Source organism: Acidovorax sp. Leaf191, assembly GCF_001424425.1.
Lineage (GTDB): Bacteria > Pseudomonadota > Gammaproteobacteria > Burkholderiales > Burkholderiaceae_C > Acidovorax.
The window spans coordinates 77,011-92,928 of sequence record NZ_LMPT01000002.1; the positions used below are offsets into that span (position 1 = coordinate 77,011).

Consider the following 15,918-nt stretch of genomic DNA (forward strand, 5'->3'; position numbering starts at 1 on the left):
CAAGGAGTACCAGAAAATGGGACAAGCCCCTGTCGTCTATGGCCAATCCGCCCGCCCACCCCGCGGCGACTACTCGCGTGCCAGCGAGGACTACACCTGCCCGCAGGACTACGCGGCCTACACCGCCGCCGACCACGACACCTACCGCCGGCTGTACGAGCGCCAGCGCGCGCTGCTGCCGGGCCTGGCCAGCCAGGCGTTCATCGACGCCCTGCCCTCGCTGGGCGCAAGCGACCGCATCCCGCGCTTCGAAGAGGTCAACGAGCGCCTGTTGAAAGCCACCGGCTGGGAGCTGGTGGGCGTGCCGGGCCTGATCCCGGAAGTGCCCTTCTTCACGCTGCTGGCCAACCGCAAGTTCCCGGTGACGGACTGGATCCGCAAGCCCGAGGAGTTCGAGTACATCGTCGAGCCCGACATCTTTCACGACCTGTTCGGCCATGTGCCGCTGCTGTTCAACCCCGTGTTCGCGGACTACGTGCAGCGCTACGGCCAGGGCGGCCTGAAGGCCCAGGGGCTGGGCTCGTGCGAGATGCTGTCGCGCCTGTACTGGTACACCATCGAGTTCGGGCTGATCCGCGAGGCCGGGCAGTTGCGGGCCTACGGAGCGGGCATCCTGAGCTCGTCGGGCGAACTCGCGTATGCGGTGCAGAGCCCCGAGCCGCAGCGCATTGCGCTGGCGCTGGAGCGGACGATGCGCACGCGCTACAAGATCGATACCTACCAGCAGACGTATTTTGTGATCGACAGTTTCGAGCAGCTGTTCGAGATGACGGCCGCCGACTTTGCGCCGATCTACGAGCGGCTCAGGGGCCTGCCGGAGTTTGCGGCGGATGAGCGGGACGCCGTGCCCGCCTGACCCGGAGCCTCTCCATTGCCAGGGCATGTCTTCGCGTCGGCGGCCCATGGTGGGCGGGCCATCGTTGTGGTTCCACACACCCGCACCGGGGCATGCATGGCACCGCCGTGGCCCCACGCGTTCGATCGATGGCCGCGGTGCAGGCCGCACCGGCTGATGCCGTGAAGCTGGCTTCGCCGGGCCTCAGTCCAGATAGAAGCCAGACGCCTTCACCACCGGCGCCCATACCGCCAGCCCCGCGTCCTGGGCGGCGCGCAGCTCAGCCGGTGAGCCGGGCCTGGGCTGCAGGCCGATGGCCATCAGCCGTGCGTACACGTCACGCTCCGCCAGCACCTTGCGCAACGCCGTGTTCCACTGCGCAATCGCCGCTGGCGGTGTGGCGGCGGGGGCATACAGGCCGTACCAGCCCCTGACCTGCGTGCCCGGGTAGCCGCTCTCGGCAAAGGTCGGCACGTCCGGCAGCAGGGGCGCCCTGTCGCGGCCGGACACCGCCAGCACCTGGACCTTGCCGCTGCGGTGCATCTCCAGCATGTCGCCCAGGGTGTTGATGCCCGCCGGAACATGGCCGCCCGCCATGGCGGTGACCAGGGGAGCGCCGCCCTGAAAAGGCACGTGCACCATCGGCAACTGCGTGACCTGCCCCACCAGCAAGCCGAAGAAATGCAGCGGGCTGCCCGCCGCGGGCGATCCGAAGCTGGCGCGCTCGGGTGACTGCCGGGCCCACTTCACGAAGTCGGGCAAGGTCTTGGCACCGGCCACGCTGCCGGCCGCCAGCACATACGGAAACTCCGCCACCATGGAGATGGGCGCGAGGTCCGACACCGCATACGCGAGCTTGCGAAAGACCAGCGGATTGGTGACCGTGAGCGCCTCGGGCGCGAGCATCACCACGCTCCCATCGCTCGGTGCCGACTTGAGCGCCGCCGCGGCAATCCGCCCGCCCGCGCCCGGCCGGTTGTCGACGATGACCGGCCGGCCCAGCTGAACCGACAGCTTCTCGGTGAGCAGCCGCGCCACGGCGTCGGCCGATCCGCCCGCAGGAAAGCCGACCACGATGCGGGCGGGCGCGTCGGTGGGCTGCGCCAGTGCGGGCGACATGGCACACACCGCAGCCAGCGCGATCGCCCAGGAGCGGCGCAGGCAGCGGACGGAGAGGGAATCGGGCATGGCAATGTCCTTCACGGTGGGGGTGGAACTGCGCGCCGGGCGGCCGCGCCATCGAGCCCCAGGTTATCCCTGCGGCGGACACCCCGTTATCGAAATCCGGCAAATGTGGGCTGGCCTGTTGCGAGCGTGCAGAACCCCTGCGCGCGAGCTTGCGGCGGCCAGGGTGCGGGACTACGCTGAGGTTTTGCCCCCTTCGCCTGCGCCACCCATTGCGTCGCCGCCGCCACTGCCATGCACTCGACATCCCCCTATGCCTCGCACCGCACGCCCACCCTGGCGCGCAACACCGTCACCACCACACAGCCCCTGGCCGCACAGGCCGGGCTGCGGATGCTGCAGGCAGGGGGCAATGCCGTGGACGCGGCCCTCGCCGCCGCCATCACCCTCACCGTGGTGGAGCCGATCATGAATGGCATCGGTGGCGACCTGTATGCGCTGGTGTGGCACCAGGGCGAACTGCACGGTCTGAACGCGACGGGAGCAGCCCCGGCCGCATGGCGCCCGGAGCGATTCGCCGGCCAGTCGCAGATGCCGCGCACCGGCTGGGACGCCGTCACCGTGCCGGGCCAGGTGTCGGGCTGGCGCGCGCTGTCGGACCGGTTCGGACGCCTGCCGTTCGCGCGGCTGTTCGACAGCGCCATCGGCTACGCGGACAACGGGTTCGCGGTGTCGCCCTTCATCGCGTCGGTCTGGCCCCAGCTGGCCGAGCTGGTGCGTGGGCAGCCGGGGTTCGACGCCGCCTTCCTGCGCGAGGGGCGCGCTCCAGCGGCGGGGGCGTGGTGGCGCTTTCCCGACCAGGCCCGGACGCTGGCCGACATCGCGGCCACGGGCGGAGAGTCGTTCTACCGGGGAGCGCTGGCCGAGCGCATTGCCGCGCATGCGCAGGCCACAGGCGGTGCGCTGACCGAGGCCGACCTGGCGGCCCACCAGCCGCAGTGGGTGACCCCGGTCACGCAGCGCTACCGCGGGCTCACCTTGCACGAAATTCCGCCCAATGGGCAAGGCATCGCCGCGCTGATGGCGCTGGGAATGCTCGAGCACTTCGACGTGCGGGGAGCGGGCCTGGACACCGCTGCGGCGGCGCACCTTCAGATCGAGGCGATGAAGCTTGCCTTCGCCGACCTGCACGCGCACGTGGCCGACCCTGCGCACATGCAATGCACCACGGCGCAACTGCTCGACCCGGACTACCTGGCGCGCCGCGCCCGGTTGATCGACCCGCGCCGGGCCCAGGCGCCCGCGCCCGGCGCGCCGAGGGCCGCAGGCACGGTCTATCTCGCCGCCGCGGATGCCGACGGCATGATGGTCTCGGTGATCCAGTCCAACTACTTTGCCTTCGGCTCGGGGGTGGTGGTGCCGGGCACCGGCATCGCGCTGCACAACCGGGGCTGGAACTTCAGCCTGGAGCCGGGCCACCCCAACCAGGTGGCGCCCGGCAAGCGGCCCCTGCACACCATCATCCCGGGCTTCGTCACCGATGCCGCGGGCGACCCGCTGATGGCTTTCGGCGTGATGGGCGGGTTCATGCAGGCCCAGGGCCATGTGCAGATGCTGTCGCGCCTGGCCGACTTCGGGCAGGCGCCCCAGGCCATGAACGATGCGCCGCGCTTCATGGTCTCGCCGCTGGACCATGCCGTGAAGCTGGAAGCGCACATGCCGTCGGAGGTGGCGCAAGGCCTGCAGCAGCGGGGGCACGCGGTGCAGACGCTGCCCACGGGGCACCTGGACTTCGGCGCGGCCCAGATCGTGCAGCGCGCACAGGAGGGCTACTACGTCGCGGCCTCCGACGGGCGCCGCGATGGCCAGGCCGTGGGCTACTGAAGGGCGCGGGTGGCCCGGATGCTCCACCGTGGTGCGCAGTGCGTGGATTTCCGCCGTTCACCGAGCGGCCCGGGTGGGGCGAGCTTGCCGCGCACCGGGATGCGGCACGGGCCGGCTGGCACGGCCCGTGCATCCGGCTTGCGCAGCCCCGGGGGCCCGCCTCGGCATCCGGTGGGCCGACAGGCCCCCGGGATCCTCTGCACGCACCGAGCCGCCAAGTGTGCACTGCTGTTGCGGGTACGGGCAACGCCGCAGGCCGCCCGGGACCGCAGTTGTACCCGGCGCGATGATTCACGCAGAGGACCCTCAGGGTTTGCGTGAAGAGCTTCTTGTCCCGGCTTGCCTGACATTTCAGGCGGCAGTGCCTGTGTGCAGGCGACCCTTTTCAGGAGTCCGATGGTGGTCCGTGCCGTTGTCAAAGACCGTTGCGCCCCCGATGGCACCGTGCCGCGCGCCGCATGGCATGGCTGCGCGGACACGGCGGATGTGCAAGAGCATGCGGGTTCGCTGCCGGAGTGGGCATTGCAGTACGAGCAATTGTCCGGCGGTGCATTCCATGGCCGCGTGGAGCAGATTCACCTGCCCGGCGCCTACATGGTCAAGGAAACCATGAACCGGTCGGTCCGCCAGCAGGGCGAGATCGGCCGGGACATGTATGGCTTCGCGCTGGTGCTGCAGCCCGAGGGCGAGGCCATCTGCAACGGTCAGCGCCTCGGCGCCACCTCGCTGCTGGTGGGACGGGGTGACGACCTGGACCTGTGCAACACCCGTGCGTCGCAGATCGGCGCCTTGTCGGTGGACTGCGATCTGGTCCACACCATCTCCCAGGGCATCTACCACCGGCCGCTGGCGCCGTGGCTGGCGCAACAGGTGGTGGTCGACGTGGGGCCCCAGGTCGCCGGCGATCTGCGCGCGCACCTGAACCGCGTGTTCCTGCAGGCCGATCGGCCCCAGGCCCGCCACTGGCAGGGCGAAGCCGCCATGTCACGCTTGCGGGACGACATGCTACTGGCCTTTCTGGACGCCCTGCCGCTCGACACCGACACCTCGCACCTGAAGTCCATCGCCCAGCGCCGGCGCGTGGTGCACCGTGCGCGGGAGATGATGCTGGCCCGCGTGGATCAGCCGCCGTCGCTGCTGGAGGTGTGCCGCCACGTGGGTGCCAGCCACCGCAAGCTCCACTACTGCTTTCAGGACATCCTGGGCATGAGCCCTGCCCGCTACCTGCGGGTCTTGCGCCTCAATGGCGTGCGGCGCCAACTCCAGTCGCGGCGCGACCCGCATGCGGGCGTGCAGGACGTGGCAGCCCTGTGGGGGTTCTGGCACCTCGGGCAGTTTTCGGCCGACTACAAGCGCCTGTTTGCAGAACTGCCTTCGCAGACGCTGCGCAGGGCCTGACGCCCCACCGGCCGGCGGATGCGGGCCCTGGCTGGCCTGCGCATGGCTCTGAGTACCGAGGTACCTGGGCTCGACAGCCTGGCCCGCACGGCCGGTGCAACCGGTGCGGCCTGCGCCCCCCGTTCAGTTCCGCCCCACCTCATCCAGGCACTCCGCCATCACGCCGGGGTGAAACGCCATCTGCACATGCGCCACCCCCTCCACGAACCGGTTGTCGGCCCCCGGCAGGCTCGCCGTGGTGGCCGGAAACACGATGTTGTCGCAGTTCGAATACCAGCAGGTGAACAAGGCCGCGCGCCCCGCAGGCTCCGCTTTCTGCAGCGCCCCCACCCACTCCCCCGCCAGGCTCATCTGCCGCCCATTCACCGCCCGGCTGAACCGCCCCAGCCACGTCCCGCCGTGCGGCGTGCCCAGCGTCAGCACGCGGTGCACCCTCCCATCGGCCTGGTGCGCCCGCAGCCACGCCCGCGCGGCCAGCCCGCCCATGCTGTGGCACACCAGCACGGGGGCCTGACCCGTCGCTGCGGCCATGCGCGCCACGGCGTCGTCGATGGTGTTGGCGTACTCGTCGATGGAGCCCATCACCGGCTCCAGATTCACGGCCACGTACGCATGACCGCGCGCCTTCAGGTGCGCGAACCACGGCAGCCACAGCCCCCGGTTGCACATGAACCCGTGGACCAGCACCACGCCGCGCCGGCCCGTGGGCTGGGCCGGCAGCCAGTCGGGCAGCGACTGGTGGCGAAACGGCTGGCGCCAGCCGAAGAGCGCGAGCGCCACGCACACCTCGGCCCACCAGGCTGCCACCACCTGGGCCAGCCGCGCACGTGGCGCCGCGTCGGTGCGGTTGGTGATGTGCATCAGCACGAACTCGACGGCCATCACCAGCAGGTACACCGCCAGCGGGACGAGTGCGCCCACGATGGCCACCTGGGGCGAACGGGGCCACTGCCAGGCCAGCCAGGCCGCCATGGCCGCAAGGATGAAAAGGATCAAGACTCGTTGCCAGCGCGCAATCATGGTGTCGGTGCGGGGGAGAGGGATGGTGTAATGGTGAGCGACTCGTTCACCGCATTGTGCGGCCTGGCCGACAGGGCGCAGGGCGTGCGGCGGCAGCGGTGCCACCCCAACAACGGCCCTACTTTCATGACCACCATGGACGCAGCCCAGACCATCCGAGAGCGCATTGCCGATGTCACCGCCCTGCGGCAGCACCGCACGGGCAACCCCGCCCTCGGCGCGGCGGTGGGCCAGGTCAAGACGCTGCAGGCCCGGCGGTTCCGGGGCACGTATGCCGACCTGATGGCGTCGCCGTCGTTCGGCCCCGCCGCGAAATTCTTTCTGGAGGAGCTGTACAGCGACTCCGACTACACCGCCCGCGACCAGCAATTCAGCCGCATCGCAGGCACGCTGCAGACCATGTTCCCGGCGGCGGTGGTGGCCACGGCCGTGGCCCTGGCCGTGTTGCACGCGCAGACCGAAGCGCTGGACCACGCGATGGGCGAGGTGTGGCCCGCCGCAGCCGGCGGCACGGCCGATGCCATCACCGGCCCGGCAACCACCACCGCACGCAACGACACCACCGACGCCGCCCGCTACGTGGCCGCCTGGCGCGCGGTGGGCGACCGCGCCGCGCGCGAGCAGCAGCTGCAGCGCGTGCTGGCCATGGGCACCGACCTGGCACGCCTCACGCGCACGCCTGGCCTGCGCATGATGCTGCGCATGATGCGCGCCCCGGCCCACGCGGCGGGCATGGGCGATCTGCAGCAGTTTCTGGAGGCGGGCTTCGACACCTTCGGCCAGCTGGCGCGCCAGCGCGGCGGGGTCGAGCAGTTCCTGGCCACCATCGAGGCGCGCGAGCGTGCGCTGATGGCGGAGCTCTTCGATGCCGACCGTGTCACCTGCGAGACCCAACTGGCCCGCACCCTAGGACAAGCCCGGTAGCTGGTTGCTCCTCGCGCTTTCACAATCTTCGCAGCCACCGCCTGGCCGGTGGGTCACGCAAGCACACAAGCTGCACAAGCCGACACGCAAGCAGCACGCAGAAGAAGGAACCAAGCGCATGGAAAAGATCTGGCTCAAGAGCTACCCCCCGGGCGTACCGCACGACGTCAAGCCCGAGCAATACCGCTCTGTCGCCCACCTGCTGGAAGAGTCCTTCCGCAAGCACGCATCGAGCCCGTTTTCGGTCTGCATGGACCGCTGGATGACGTATGGCGAGCTGGAGCGCCGCTCGGCAGCCCTGGGCGCCTACCTGCAGAGCCTGGGCCTTGCGCCCGGTGCGCGCGTGGCCATCATGCTGCCCAACCTGCCGCAGTTCGGCGTGACCATGGCGGCCGTGCTGCGCGCAGGCTACACCTGCGTGAACGTGAACCCGCTGTACACCGCGCGCGAGCTGGAGCACCAGCTCAAGGACTCGGGCGCCACCGCCATCGTGATCCTGGAGAACTTCGCGCACACGCTGGCCGAGGTGGTGGACCGCACCGCCGTGCAGCACGTGGTGATGACCGCCATGGGCGACCTGCTGGGCGCAGCCTTCGGCACCTGGATCACCTTCGCCGTGCGCCACCTGGCCAAGATGGTGCCCGCGTACGAGCTGCCGCTGACCAACGGCCGCAAGGTCGTGCCCTTCAAGAAGGCGCTGTCGCTGGGCGAGCACAAGTCGCTCGCGCCCAGCCAGGCCACGCTCGACTCCATCGCCTTCCTGCAGTACACGGGCGGCACCACCGGCCTGTCCAAGGGCGCGGTGCTCACCCACCGCAACATCGTGGCCGCCACGCTGCAGGCCGAGGCCTGGTTCACGCCGGCGCTGTCCAGGATCGGTGACGTGAGCAAGGCCAACAGCATCGCCGCGCTGCCGCTGTACCACATCTTCGCGCTCACGCTGTGCCTGCTGGCCATACGCCAGGGCTCCAGCCTCACGCTGATCCCCAACCCGCGCGACATCCCCAAGTTCGTGGCCGAGCTGAAAAAGCGCCCCTTCCACATGCTGCCTGCGGTGAACACCTTGTTCAACGCCTTGCTGCAAAACCCGCAGTTCAAGACGCTCGACTTCTCGCACCTGTGCGTGTCGCAGGCCGGCGGCATGGCCGCCAGCGAAGGCACGGCCAAGCAGTGGCAGAAGGTGACCGGCAGCACCATGATCGAAGGCTGGGGCATGAGCGAGACCTGCGCCATCGGCACCAACAACCCGGTGAACAACACGTCCTTCAGCGGCACCATCGGCCTGCCGCTGCCGGGCATCGACATCGCCATCAAGGACGATACCGGCAATAGCGTGCCGCAAGGCGACCCGGGCGAGATCTGCATCCGCGGCCCCAACGTGATGACGGGCTACTACAACCAGCCCGAAGAGAACGCCAAGGCCTTCACCGCCGACGGCTTCATGCGCACGGGCGACATCGGCGTGATGGACGCCGAGGGCTACACCCGCATCATCGACCGCAAGAAGGACATGATCCTGGTGAGCGGCTTCAACGTGTTCCCCAACGAGCTGGAGCAGGTCATCAGCCTGTGCCCCGGCGTGGTGGAATGCGCGGCCATCGGCATCCCGGACGAGAAGCAGGGCGAGGCGATCAAGGTGTTCATCATCAAGAACGACCCCACGCTGAGCGAAGAGGACGTGGCCCGCTTCTGCCAGGAGAACCTGACGGGCTACAAGCGGCCCAAGTACATCGAGTTTCGCGACGAGCTGCCCAAGAGCAACGTGGGCAAGATCCTGCGGCGCGAACTGCGCAAGGCGTAGGGCGCGTATCAAACCCAGCAGCTGCACGCGGGCGCAGCTGCTGGCATGGTTCTCTGCTTCACTCCCCACACCACACCACACCATTCGGGCTGAGCTTGTCGAAGCGCCACGCAAGGCTTCGACAAGCTCAGCCCGAACGGCTGGAGTGAACGAGCGCTGATACGCGCGGCATCTTCTGGCAGTCAGCTGTTGCACACCCCCGACCCGTTCACGCTGAGCCTGTCGAAACGCCGCGCGAGGCTTCGACAGGCTCAGCCCGAACGGTTTGGACTGGGCGAATGCTGATCCGTTAGGCCTCTTCTCACCAGCTGCTAGCGGATACCCCAAAACCGTTCACGTTGAGGCTGTCGAAACGCCGCGCAAAGCTTCGGCAAGCCTGTCCTGAGCCTGTCGAAGGGCTCAGCCCGAACGGGTGGGTAGGCACATCCGCCCATACCCCACCAGCCTCCCTCGCTCGAATCCGACACGCCCTGAATTCCCCACATCTTCGGGTTTTCACCAACTAGCAAACGTTTGCGCAAACGTTTGCTTTCGTTATGATCCGCGGGCCACAAGGCGATCGGGCGCTTATCCTTGGCTGTTGTCCATGGGTCGCGCGCACCTGGAAATGCCGTGTCTTGCCCTGTAGGGCTCGGCTCGCATCCCCCGCGCCGTTGTCGGTTTTGTTTGTTCCGTTTGTTCGTTCTTGACGCCCTGACCACCATTCCAACAGGAGACACCATGCACTTCACCCGCCGTACCGTTCAGACCGCCGCCGCCCTTGCCGTGCTGGGTGGCATGCTCGCCAACCCCGCACTGGCGCAGGACAAGCCCAAGATCGCCCTGGTCATGAAATCGCTGGCCAACGAGTTCTTCCGCACCATGGAAGACGGCGCCAAGGCGCACCAGAAGGCGCACGCCAGCGAATACACGCTGGTGGCCAACGGCATCAAGAACGAGACCGACACCGCCGCCCAGATCAAGATGGTCGAGCAGGCCGTGGCCCAAAAGGCCAGCGCCATCGTGATCGCCCCGGCCGACTCCAAGGCCCTGGTGCCCGCCGTCAAGGCCGCCATCGACAAGGGCGTGATCGTGATCAACATCGACAACCAGCTCGATGCCGATGCGCTGAAGGAAAAGAACATCACCGTGCCCTTCGTGGGCCCGGACAACCGCGCGGGCGCCAAACTCGTGGGCGACCACCTGGCCAAGAGCCTGAAGGCGGGCGACAAGGTGGGCATCATCGAGGGCGTGTCCACCACTTTCAATGCGCAGCAGCGCACCCTGGGCTACCAGGACGCGATGAAGGCCGCCAACATCACTGTGGTGGGCGTGCAGTCTGGCAACTGGGAAATCGAAAAAGGCAACACCGTGGCCGCCGGCATGATGCGCGAGCACCCTGACCTCGTGGCCCTGCTGGCCGGCAACGACAGCATGGCGCTGGGCGCCGTGGCCGCCGTGAAGGCCGCAGGCAAGACCGGCAAGGTGCAGGTGGTGGGCTACGACAACATCAACGCCATCAAGCCCATGCTGGCCGACGGCCGCGTGCTGGCCACCGCCGACCAGTACGCCGCCAAGCAGGCCGTGTTCGGCATCGAGCTGGCCCAGAAGGCCCTGGCCGCCAAGACGCCGCAGAACCAGCTGCCTGCTGCGGTGAAGACGGACGTGGTGCTGGTCACCAAGGGCAGCAAGTAACCCGGAGCGGTGAACAAAACTCTTCTGGCGTCGTTGCCGGGTCTGGTCGTACTTCCAGTACTGCCTGCGACCCGGCGCCTGGCCAGAACCGCTTCGCTGAGCTTTGTTCACCGCTCAAGAGATCAGCAACCCTTGCCGCGACCTGCCATGCCCTCAACCCCCACAACCCAACCGCCCGCGCCCCCCACACCCCTGCTGTGCATCGACGCGGTCGGCAAGGACTACAGCGCCACCACCGTGCTCGACGGGGTGACGCTGGCGCTGAACGCGGGCGAGGTGCTGGCGCTCACGGGCGAGAACGGCGCGGGCAAGAGCACGCTGTCCAAGATCGTCTGCGGCCTCACGCCCGCCACGCGCGGCGGCATGCGGCTGGCGGGGCAGACCTTCGCCCCGGCCACGCGGCGCGAGGCCGAGCAGCACGGAGTGCGCATGGTGATGCAGGAGCTGGGCCTGGTGCCCACGCTCACCGTGGCCGAGAACCTGCTGCTGGGCCGCCTGCCGAACCGCGCGGGCTGGCTGCAGCGGGACGTGCTGCACGCCGCGGCGCGCACGCAGCTGGCCAAGATCGGCCTCGAATCCATCGACCCGGCCACGCCGGTGTCGCAACTGGGCATCGGCCAGCAGCAGATGGTGGAGATCGCCCGCAACCTGCAGGACGACACGCGCATCCTGGTGCTCGATGAGCCCACGGCCATGCTCACGCCACGCGAGACCACCTACCTGTTCGACCAGATCGCGCGCCTGACCGCGCGCGGCGTGGCCATCGTCTACGTGTCGCACCGGCTCGAAGAGCTGCGCCGCATCGCCGACCGCGCCGCCGTGCTGCGCGACGGCCGGCTGGTGGACGTGCTGCCCATGGCCGGCCTGTCCGAGGACGACCTGGTGCGCCGCATGGTGGGCCGCTCCGTCAACGACCTGGACCACCGCCCTCGCCGCACGGCCGGCCCGGTGGTGATGGAAGTGAGCGGCATCGGCCGCGGCACCGCCGTGCAGGACGTGAGCCTCAGCCTGCGCGCAGGCGAGGTGTTCGGCGTGGCAGGCCTGGTGGGCTCGGGCCGCACCGAGCTGGTGCGCCTGCTCTTCGGCGCGGACCGCGCCGACCGGGGCAGCGTCACGCTGCATGGTTCCGATTCAGCTTCAGATTCAGACCAAAAACAGCCCCTACCGCTGGATGGACAAGCGCCAGCAGCTACAAAAACAGTAGCAACCAAGATCGACAAGGGTTTTGCATCGCCCCTGCAGGCCATCCGTGCAGGCATCGGGCTGGTCACCGAAGACCGCAAGTCGCAGGGCCTGCTGCTGGCCCAGCCCATCCGCATCAACGCCACGCTGTCCGACCTGTCGGCAGTGTCGCGCGGTGGCTGGCTGCAGCGTGCGCTGGAGCACCGGCTGGTGCAGGGCTTTGTGCGCACGCTCAGCATCCGCTGCAAAGACGGCGAGCAGCCCGTGGGCCAGCTGTCGGGCGGCAACCAGCAAAAGGTCGTGTTCGCCCGCTGGCTGCACCGCCCCGTGCGCGTGCTGCTGCTGGACGAGCCCACGCGCGGCGTGGACGTGGGCGCACGCGCCGAGATCTATACCGAACTCGACCGCATGGCCGACGAAGGCCGCGCGCTGCTCATGGTGTCGTCCGACCTGCGCGAGCTCATGGCCATGGCCGACCGCATCGGCGTGATGAGCGCCGGCCGCCTGGTGGCCGTGTTCGAGCGCGGCGAGTGGTCCGAGCAGTCGCTGCTGGCCGCCGCGTTCTCCGACATGGCGGGCCGCGCCAGCGAGCCGCCTGCCGCCGCACCCTCTTCTTCCCGCGGGCCCTCGTCCGCACCTTCTTCCGCCACCGCATGAACGCCGCAGCCCCCTCCTCCCCCACCGCATCCCCCGCCCCGCGCGCCACCCCGGTGTGGCGCAGCCAGCTCGGCACCTACCTCGGTCTCCTGGCCGTGCTGGCCGGCATGGTGGGCCTGTTCTCGTGGATGTCCGAATACTTCTGGAGCGCCGAGACCTTCATCACCATCGCCAACGAGATCCCGGCCCTGGCCGTGATGGCGGTGGGCATGACCTTCGTGCTCATCATCGCGGGCATCGACCTGTCGGTGGGCTCGGTGATGGCGCTGTCGGCCGCCACGTCGGCGGCCGCCATCCTGCAATGGGGCTGGACGGTGCCGGCCGCGGCCGCGCTGGCGCTGGCCACGGGCCTGGTGTGCGGCACCATCACGGGCTCCATCTCGGTAGCCTGGCGGCTGCCCTCGTTCATCGTCTCGCTGGGCATGCTCGAAGCCGTGCGCGGCAGCGCCTATCTGGTCACCGACTCGCGCACGCAGTACGTGGGCGATGCGATCTCGTGGCTGGCCGCGCCGTTCTTCGGCGGCATCTCGGTGGCCTTCCTGATCGCGCTGGTGCTGGTGGTGGTGGCGCAGCTGGTGCTCACGCGCACGGTGTTCGGCCGCTCGGTCGTGGGCATCGGCACCAACGAAGAGGCCATGCGCCTGGCGGGCGTGGACCCGCGCCCGGTGCGCATCATCGTGTTCGCGCTCACCGGCTTGCTCGCGGGCCTGGCGGGCCTCATGCAGTCGGCGCGCCTGGAAGCGGCCGACCCCAACGCGGGCTCGGGCATGGAGCTGCAGGTCATCGCCGCGGTGGTGATTGGCGGCACCAGCCTCATGGGCGGGCGCGGCTCGGTGGTGACCACCGCGTTCGGCGTGCTGATCATCGCGGTGCTGGAGGCGGGCCTGGCCCAGGTGGGCGCGAGCGAGCCGAGCAAGCGCATCATCACGGGCTGCGTGATCGTGGCCGCCGTCATCGTGGACACGCTGCGCCAGCGCCGCGCCGCCGTCTGAACATCACCTTCACCCCACCTCCACCGAATCCGTTTTTCCACCCCATGGCTACTATCAAGGACGTTGCGCGCCACGCCGACGTATCGGTCACCACCGTGTCCCACGTGGTCAACGGCACGCGCCGCGTGAGCCCCGAAGGCCGCGAACGCGTCGAGACAGCCATCCGCGCCCTGGGCTACGTGCCCAGCGCCATCGCGCGCAGCCTCAAGAGCAACAACACGCGCACGCTGGGCATGCTGATCCCCAACAGCTCCAACCCCTACTTCGCCGAAATCGTGCACAGCGTGGAAGACCGGTGCTTCGGCGCGGGCTACAACGTCATCCTGTGCAACACCAACGACGAGGCGCACCGCCAGGGCAGCTACCTGCAGGTGCTGGCCGAGCGCCGCATCGACGGGCTGATCGTCGTCTCCACCGGCCATGACGCCACGCTGCCCACGCAACTGGCGGGCCTGTCCATCCCCACCGTGCTGGTGGACCGCGAGATCGAGATCGCCGAGCTGCCCTGCGACCTGGTCGAAACCGCCCACATGCAGGGCGGCCAACTGGCCACGCGCCACCTGCTGGCCCAGGGCCACCGCCGCATCGCCTGCATCGGCGGGCCTGCGGGCCTGGCGCCCAGCGAACAGCGCATTGCCGGCTGGCGCGCCGCGCTGGCCGACGCGGGTTGCGGCGACGGCAGCGGCCTGCTGTGGCACGGCAACTTCACCAGCCAGGGTGGGTACGAGGCCATGCACGCCGTGCTGCGCGCGAGCGAGCCGCCCACCGCCGTTTTCGTCTGCAACGACCTCATGGCCATGGGCGCGCTGTGCGCCGCCCACGAACGCGCGCTGCGCGTGCCCGAGGCACTGTCCATCGTCGGCTTCGACGACATCGAACTGGCCGCCTTCACCAGCCCGCCGCTGACCACCGTGGCCCAGCCCAAGCAGCGCATCGGCGCACTGGCGGTGGACATGCTGCTCGAGCGCATCGACGGCAAGCGCCAGGACGTGCGCAAGGTGATGCTGCAGCCCGAGCTGCGCGTGCGGTCTTCCACCGCCCCGGCCCCGGAGACCGCAGCATGAGCGACAAAGCGTTGAACACCGCACCCCGCATCGCCGTGGTCGGCAGCCTGAACATGGACCTGGTGCTGCAGGTCGCCCGCGCGCCCGAGGCCGGCGAGACCGTGCTGGCCGACGGCCTGCACCTGGTGCCCGGTGGCAAGGGCGGCAACCAGGCCGTGGCCTGCGCACGCCAGGGCGCCCAGGTGCACCTCTTCGGCCGCCTGGGCGACGACGGCTACGGCCGCACGCTGCGCGCAGGCCTGGCCGCCGACGGCATCGACCACAGCGGCGTGCAGACCGATACCGCATCCACCACCGGCGTGGCCGCCATCACGGTCGAAGCCACGGGCCAGAACCGCATCGTGGTGGTGCCCGGCGCCAACGGCCGCTTCGTGCTGGACGCGCTCGCGCTGGGCGCCGCGCTGCCCGGTGCCGGCGGGCTGGTGGTGCAGTTCGAAACCCCCATGCCGCAGGTCGTGGCGGCGGCGCAGCAGGCCCACGCTGCGGGCTGCCCGGTGGTGCTCAACCCCTCGCCCATCCAGCCACTGCCTGACACGCTCTGGCCCCTGGTCCACACGCTGGTGGTCAACGAGGTCGAGGCCGCGGCCCTGGCCGGCGTGGCCGTGGACAGCCCGCAAGACGCCGCCGCCGCCGCCCAGGCGCTGCGCGGCCGGGGCCCCGCGCAGGTCGTGGTCACGCTGGGCGCCGCCGGCGCCGTGGCGGCCGATGCCGATGGCTGCCGCCACCACCCCGGCATGCGCGTGCGCGCGGTGGACACCACGGCGGCCGGCGACACCTTTCTGGGCGCGCTGGCCGTGGCGCTGGCGCGCGGCGAGCCGCTGGATGCCGGCGTGCGCGAAGGCATCCGCGCCGCCGCGCTGTGCGTGACGCAGCATGGCGCGCAGCCCTCCATCCCCACCCGCGCCGCCGTGGCGCAGAGCCCCCAACCCCCCGACTGGACCGCCCTGTGAAACGCACCACCCTGCTGCACGCCGAACTCTCCCACGCCATCGCCAGCCTCGGCCACGGCGACATGCTGGTCATCGGCGACGTGGGCCTGCCCATCCCCGACGGCCCGCGCCGCATCGACCTGGCGCTGACCCCCGGCATCCCGGCCGTGGTGGACGTGCTGCGCGTGGTACTGGCGGAAATGCAGGTCGAAAAAGCCATCATCGCCACCGAGGCCGTGGAGCGCCACGCCGGCATCCAGCCCGGCTGGTCGGCCGCGCTGCCCGTGGCCCCCGCGCAGATGCCGCACGAAGACTTCAAACGCCTGACCCGGCAGGCCCGCGTGATGGTGCGCACCGGCGAGTGCACGCCGTACGCGAACGTGATCCTGGTGGCCGGCGTCACGTTCTGAAGGGACAGACTCCCCCTGAGTCG

13 protein-coding genes are annotated in these 15,918 nt (G+C 69.7%); 11 read left to right on the forward strand and 2 right to left on the reverse strand.

What is annotated here, in order from left to right:
• Nucleotides 1–16 precede the first annotated feature (16 nt).
• Complete coding sequence (gene phhA, locus ASG27_RS04205; protein WP_056414213.1) at nucleotides 17–856, forward strand: phenylalanine 4-monooxygenase; 840 nt, start codon at nucleotides 17–19, stop codon at nucleotides 854–856.
• Nucleotides 857–1,039: 183 nt separating this feature from the next.
• Here the strand turns inward: phhA and ASG27_RS04210 are convergent, their stop codons facing one another.
• Complete coding sequence (locus ASG27_RS04210) at nucleotides 1,040–2,023, reverse strand: tripartite tricarboxylate transporter substrate-binding protein (protein ID WP_056414216.1); 984 nt, start codon at nucleotides 2,021–2,023, stop codon at nucleotides 1,040–1,042.
• Between the two features lie 231 nt (nucleotides 2,024–2,254).
• On the opposite strand from ASG27_RS04210, the gene ASG27_RS04215 reads away from it, so the two are divergent.
• Together ASG27_RS04215 and ASG27_RS04220 are read left to right on the forward strand one after the other, a co-directional pair.
• Nucleotides 2,255–3,844, forward strand: coding sequence for a gamma-glutamyltransferase family protein (locus ASG27_RS04215; protein WP_056414019.1), 1,590 nt, complete (start codon nucleotides 2,255–2,257; stop codon nucleotides 3,842–3,844).
• Nucleotides 3,845–4,243: 399 nt separating this feature from the next.
• The gene (locus ASG27_RS04220; RefSeq protein ID WP_162240418.1) at nucleotides 4,244–5,242 is read left to right on the forward strand and encodes a helix-turn-helix domain-containing protein; all 999 of its coding nucleotides are present in this window, start codon (nucleotides 4,244–4,246) and stop codon (nucleotides 5,240–5,242) included.
• A 123-nt stretch (nucleotides 5,243–5,365) separates the two neighbouring features.
• Here the strand turns inward: ASG27_RS04220 and ASG27_RS04225 are convergent, their stop codons facing one another.
• Nucleotides 5,366–6,262, reverse strand: coding sequence for an esterase/lipase family protein (locus ASG27_RS04225; RefSeq protein ID WP_056414022.1), 897 nt, complete (start codon nucleotides 6,260–6,262; stop codon nucleotides 5,366–5,368).
• Between the two features lie 135 nt (nucleotides 6,263–6,397).
• Between ASG27_RS04225 and ASG27_RS04230 the strand changes: the two genes are divergently transcribed.
• From ASG27_RS04230 to rbsD, 8 genes are all read left to right on the forward strand, one after another.
• Nucleotides 6,398–7,186, forward strand: a complete 789-nt coding sequence (locus ASG27_RS04230; RefSeq protein WP_056414223.1) for an FFLEELY motif protein — start codon at nucleotides 6,398–6,400, stop codon at nucleotides 7,184–7,186.
• Between the two features lie 118 nt (nucleotides 7,187–7,304).
• The gene (locus tag ASG27_RS04235; protein WP_056414026.1) at nucleotides 7,305–8,987 is read left to right on the forward strand and encodes an AMP-binding protein; all 1,683 of its coding nucleotides are present in this window, start codon (nucleotides 7,305–7,307) and stop codon (nucleotides 8,985–8,987) included.
• Between the two features lie 720 nt (nucleotides 8,988–9,707).
• Nucleotides 9,708–10,661: a sugar ABC transporter substrate-binding protein gene (locus tag ASG27_RS04240; RefSeq protein ID WP_056414029.1), complete on the forward strand. Its 954-nt coding sequence runs from the start codon at nucleotides 9,708–9,710 to the stop codon at nucleotides 10,659–10,661.
• A gap of 147 nt (nucleotides 10,662–10,808) precedes the next feature.
• Nucleotides 10,809–12,500: a sugar ABC transporter ATP-binding protein gene (locus ASG27_RS04245; RefSeq protein ID WP_056414032.1), complete on the forward strand. Its 1,692-nt coding sequence runs from the start codon at nucleotides 10,809–10,811 to the stop codon at nucleotides 12,498–12,500.
• On the forward strand, nucleotides 12,497–13,492 hold the full coding sequence (locus tag ASG27_RS04250) for an ABC transporter permease (RefSeq protein ID WP_056414035.1): 996 nt from the start codon (nucleotides 12,497–12,499) through the stop codon (nucleotides 13,490–13,492). The genes ASG27_RS04245 and ASG27_RS04250 overlap by 4 nt, the downstream gene beginning before the upstream one ends.
• A gap of 44 nt (nucleotides 13,493–13,536) precedes the next feature.
• Nucleotides 13,537–14,556 carry a LacI family DNA-binding transcriptional regulator gene (locus ASG27_RS04255; protein WP_056414038.1) on the forward strand — a complete coding sequence of 340 codons (1,020 nt, stop codon included), beginning with the start codon at nucleotides 13,537–13,539 and terminating at the stop codon, nucleotides 14,554–14,556.
• Nucleotides 14,553–15,506, forward strand: coding sequence for a ribokinase (gene rbsK / locus ASG27_RS04260; protein WP_056414042.1), 954 nt, complete (start codon nucleotides 14,553–14,555; stop codon nucleotides 15,504–15,506). The genes ASG27_RS04255 and rbsK overlap by 4 nt, the downstream gene beginning before the upstream one ends.
• On the forward strand, nucleotides 15,503–15,895 hold the full coding sequence (gene rbsD / locus ASG27_RS04265) for a D-ribose pyranase (protein WP_056414045.1): 393 nt from the start codon (nucleotides 15,503–15,505) through the stop codon (nucleotides 15,893–15,895). The genes rbsK and rbsD overlap by 4 nt, the downstream gene beginning before the upstream one ends.
• Nucleotides 15,896–15,918: the final 23 nt, after the last annotated feature.

Coding starts and splice junctions, on each gene's coding strand:
- phhA (WP_056414213.1), top strand. CDS start 17: ATGGGACAAGCCCCTGTCGTCTATGGCCAATCCGCCCGCCCACCCCGC.
- ASG27_RS04210 (WP_056414216.1), bottom strand. CDS start 2,023: ATGCCCGATTCCCTCTCCGTCCGCTGCCTGCGCCGCTCCTGGGCGATC.
- ASG27_RS04215 (WP_056414019.1), top strand. CDS start 2,255: ATGCACTCGACATCCCCCTATGCCTCGCACCGCACGCCCACCCTGGCG.
- ASG27_RS04225 (WP_056414022.1), bottom strand. CDS start 6,262: ATGATTGCGCGCTGGCAACGAGTCTTGATCCTTTTCATCCTTGCGGCC.
- ASG27_RS04230 (WP_056414223.1), top strand. CDS start 6,398: ATGGACGCAGCCCAGACCATCCGAGAGCGCATTGCCGATGTCACCGCC.
- ASG27_RS04235 (WP_056414026.1), top strand. CDS start 7,305: ATGGAAAAGATCTGGCTCAAGAGCTACCCCCCGGGCGTACCGCACGAC.
- ASG27_RS04240 (WP_056414029.1), top strand. CDS start 9,708: ATGCACTTCACCCGCCGTACCGTTCAGACCGCCGCCGCCCTTGCCGTG.
- ASG27_RS04245 (WP_056414032.1), top strand. CDS start 10,809: ATGCCCTCAACCCCCACAACCCAACCGCCCGCGCCCCCCACACCCCTG.
- ASG27_RS04250 (WP_056414035.1), top strand. CDS start 12,497: ATGAACGCCGCAGCCCCCTCCTCCCCCACCGCATCCCCCGCCCCGCGC.
- ASG27_RS04255 (WP_056414038.1), top strand. CDS start 13,537: ATGGCTACTATCAAGGACGTTGCGCGCCACGCCGACGTATCGGTCACC.
- rbsK (WP_056414042.1), top strand. CDS start 14,553: ATGAGCGACAAAGCGTTGAACACCGCACCCCGCATCGCCGTGGTCGGC.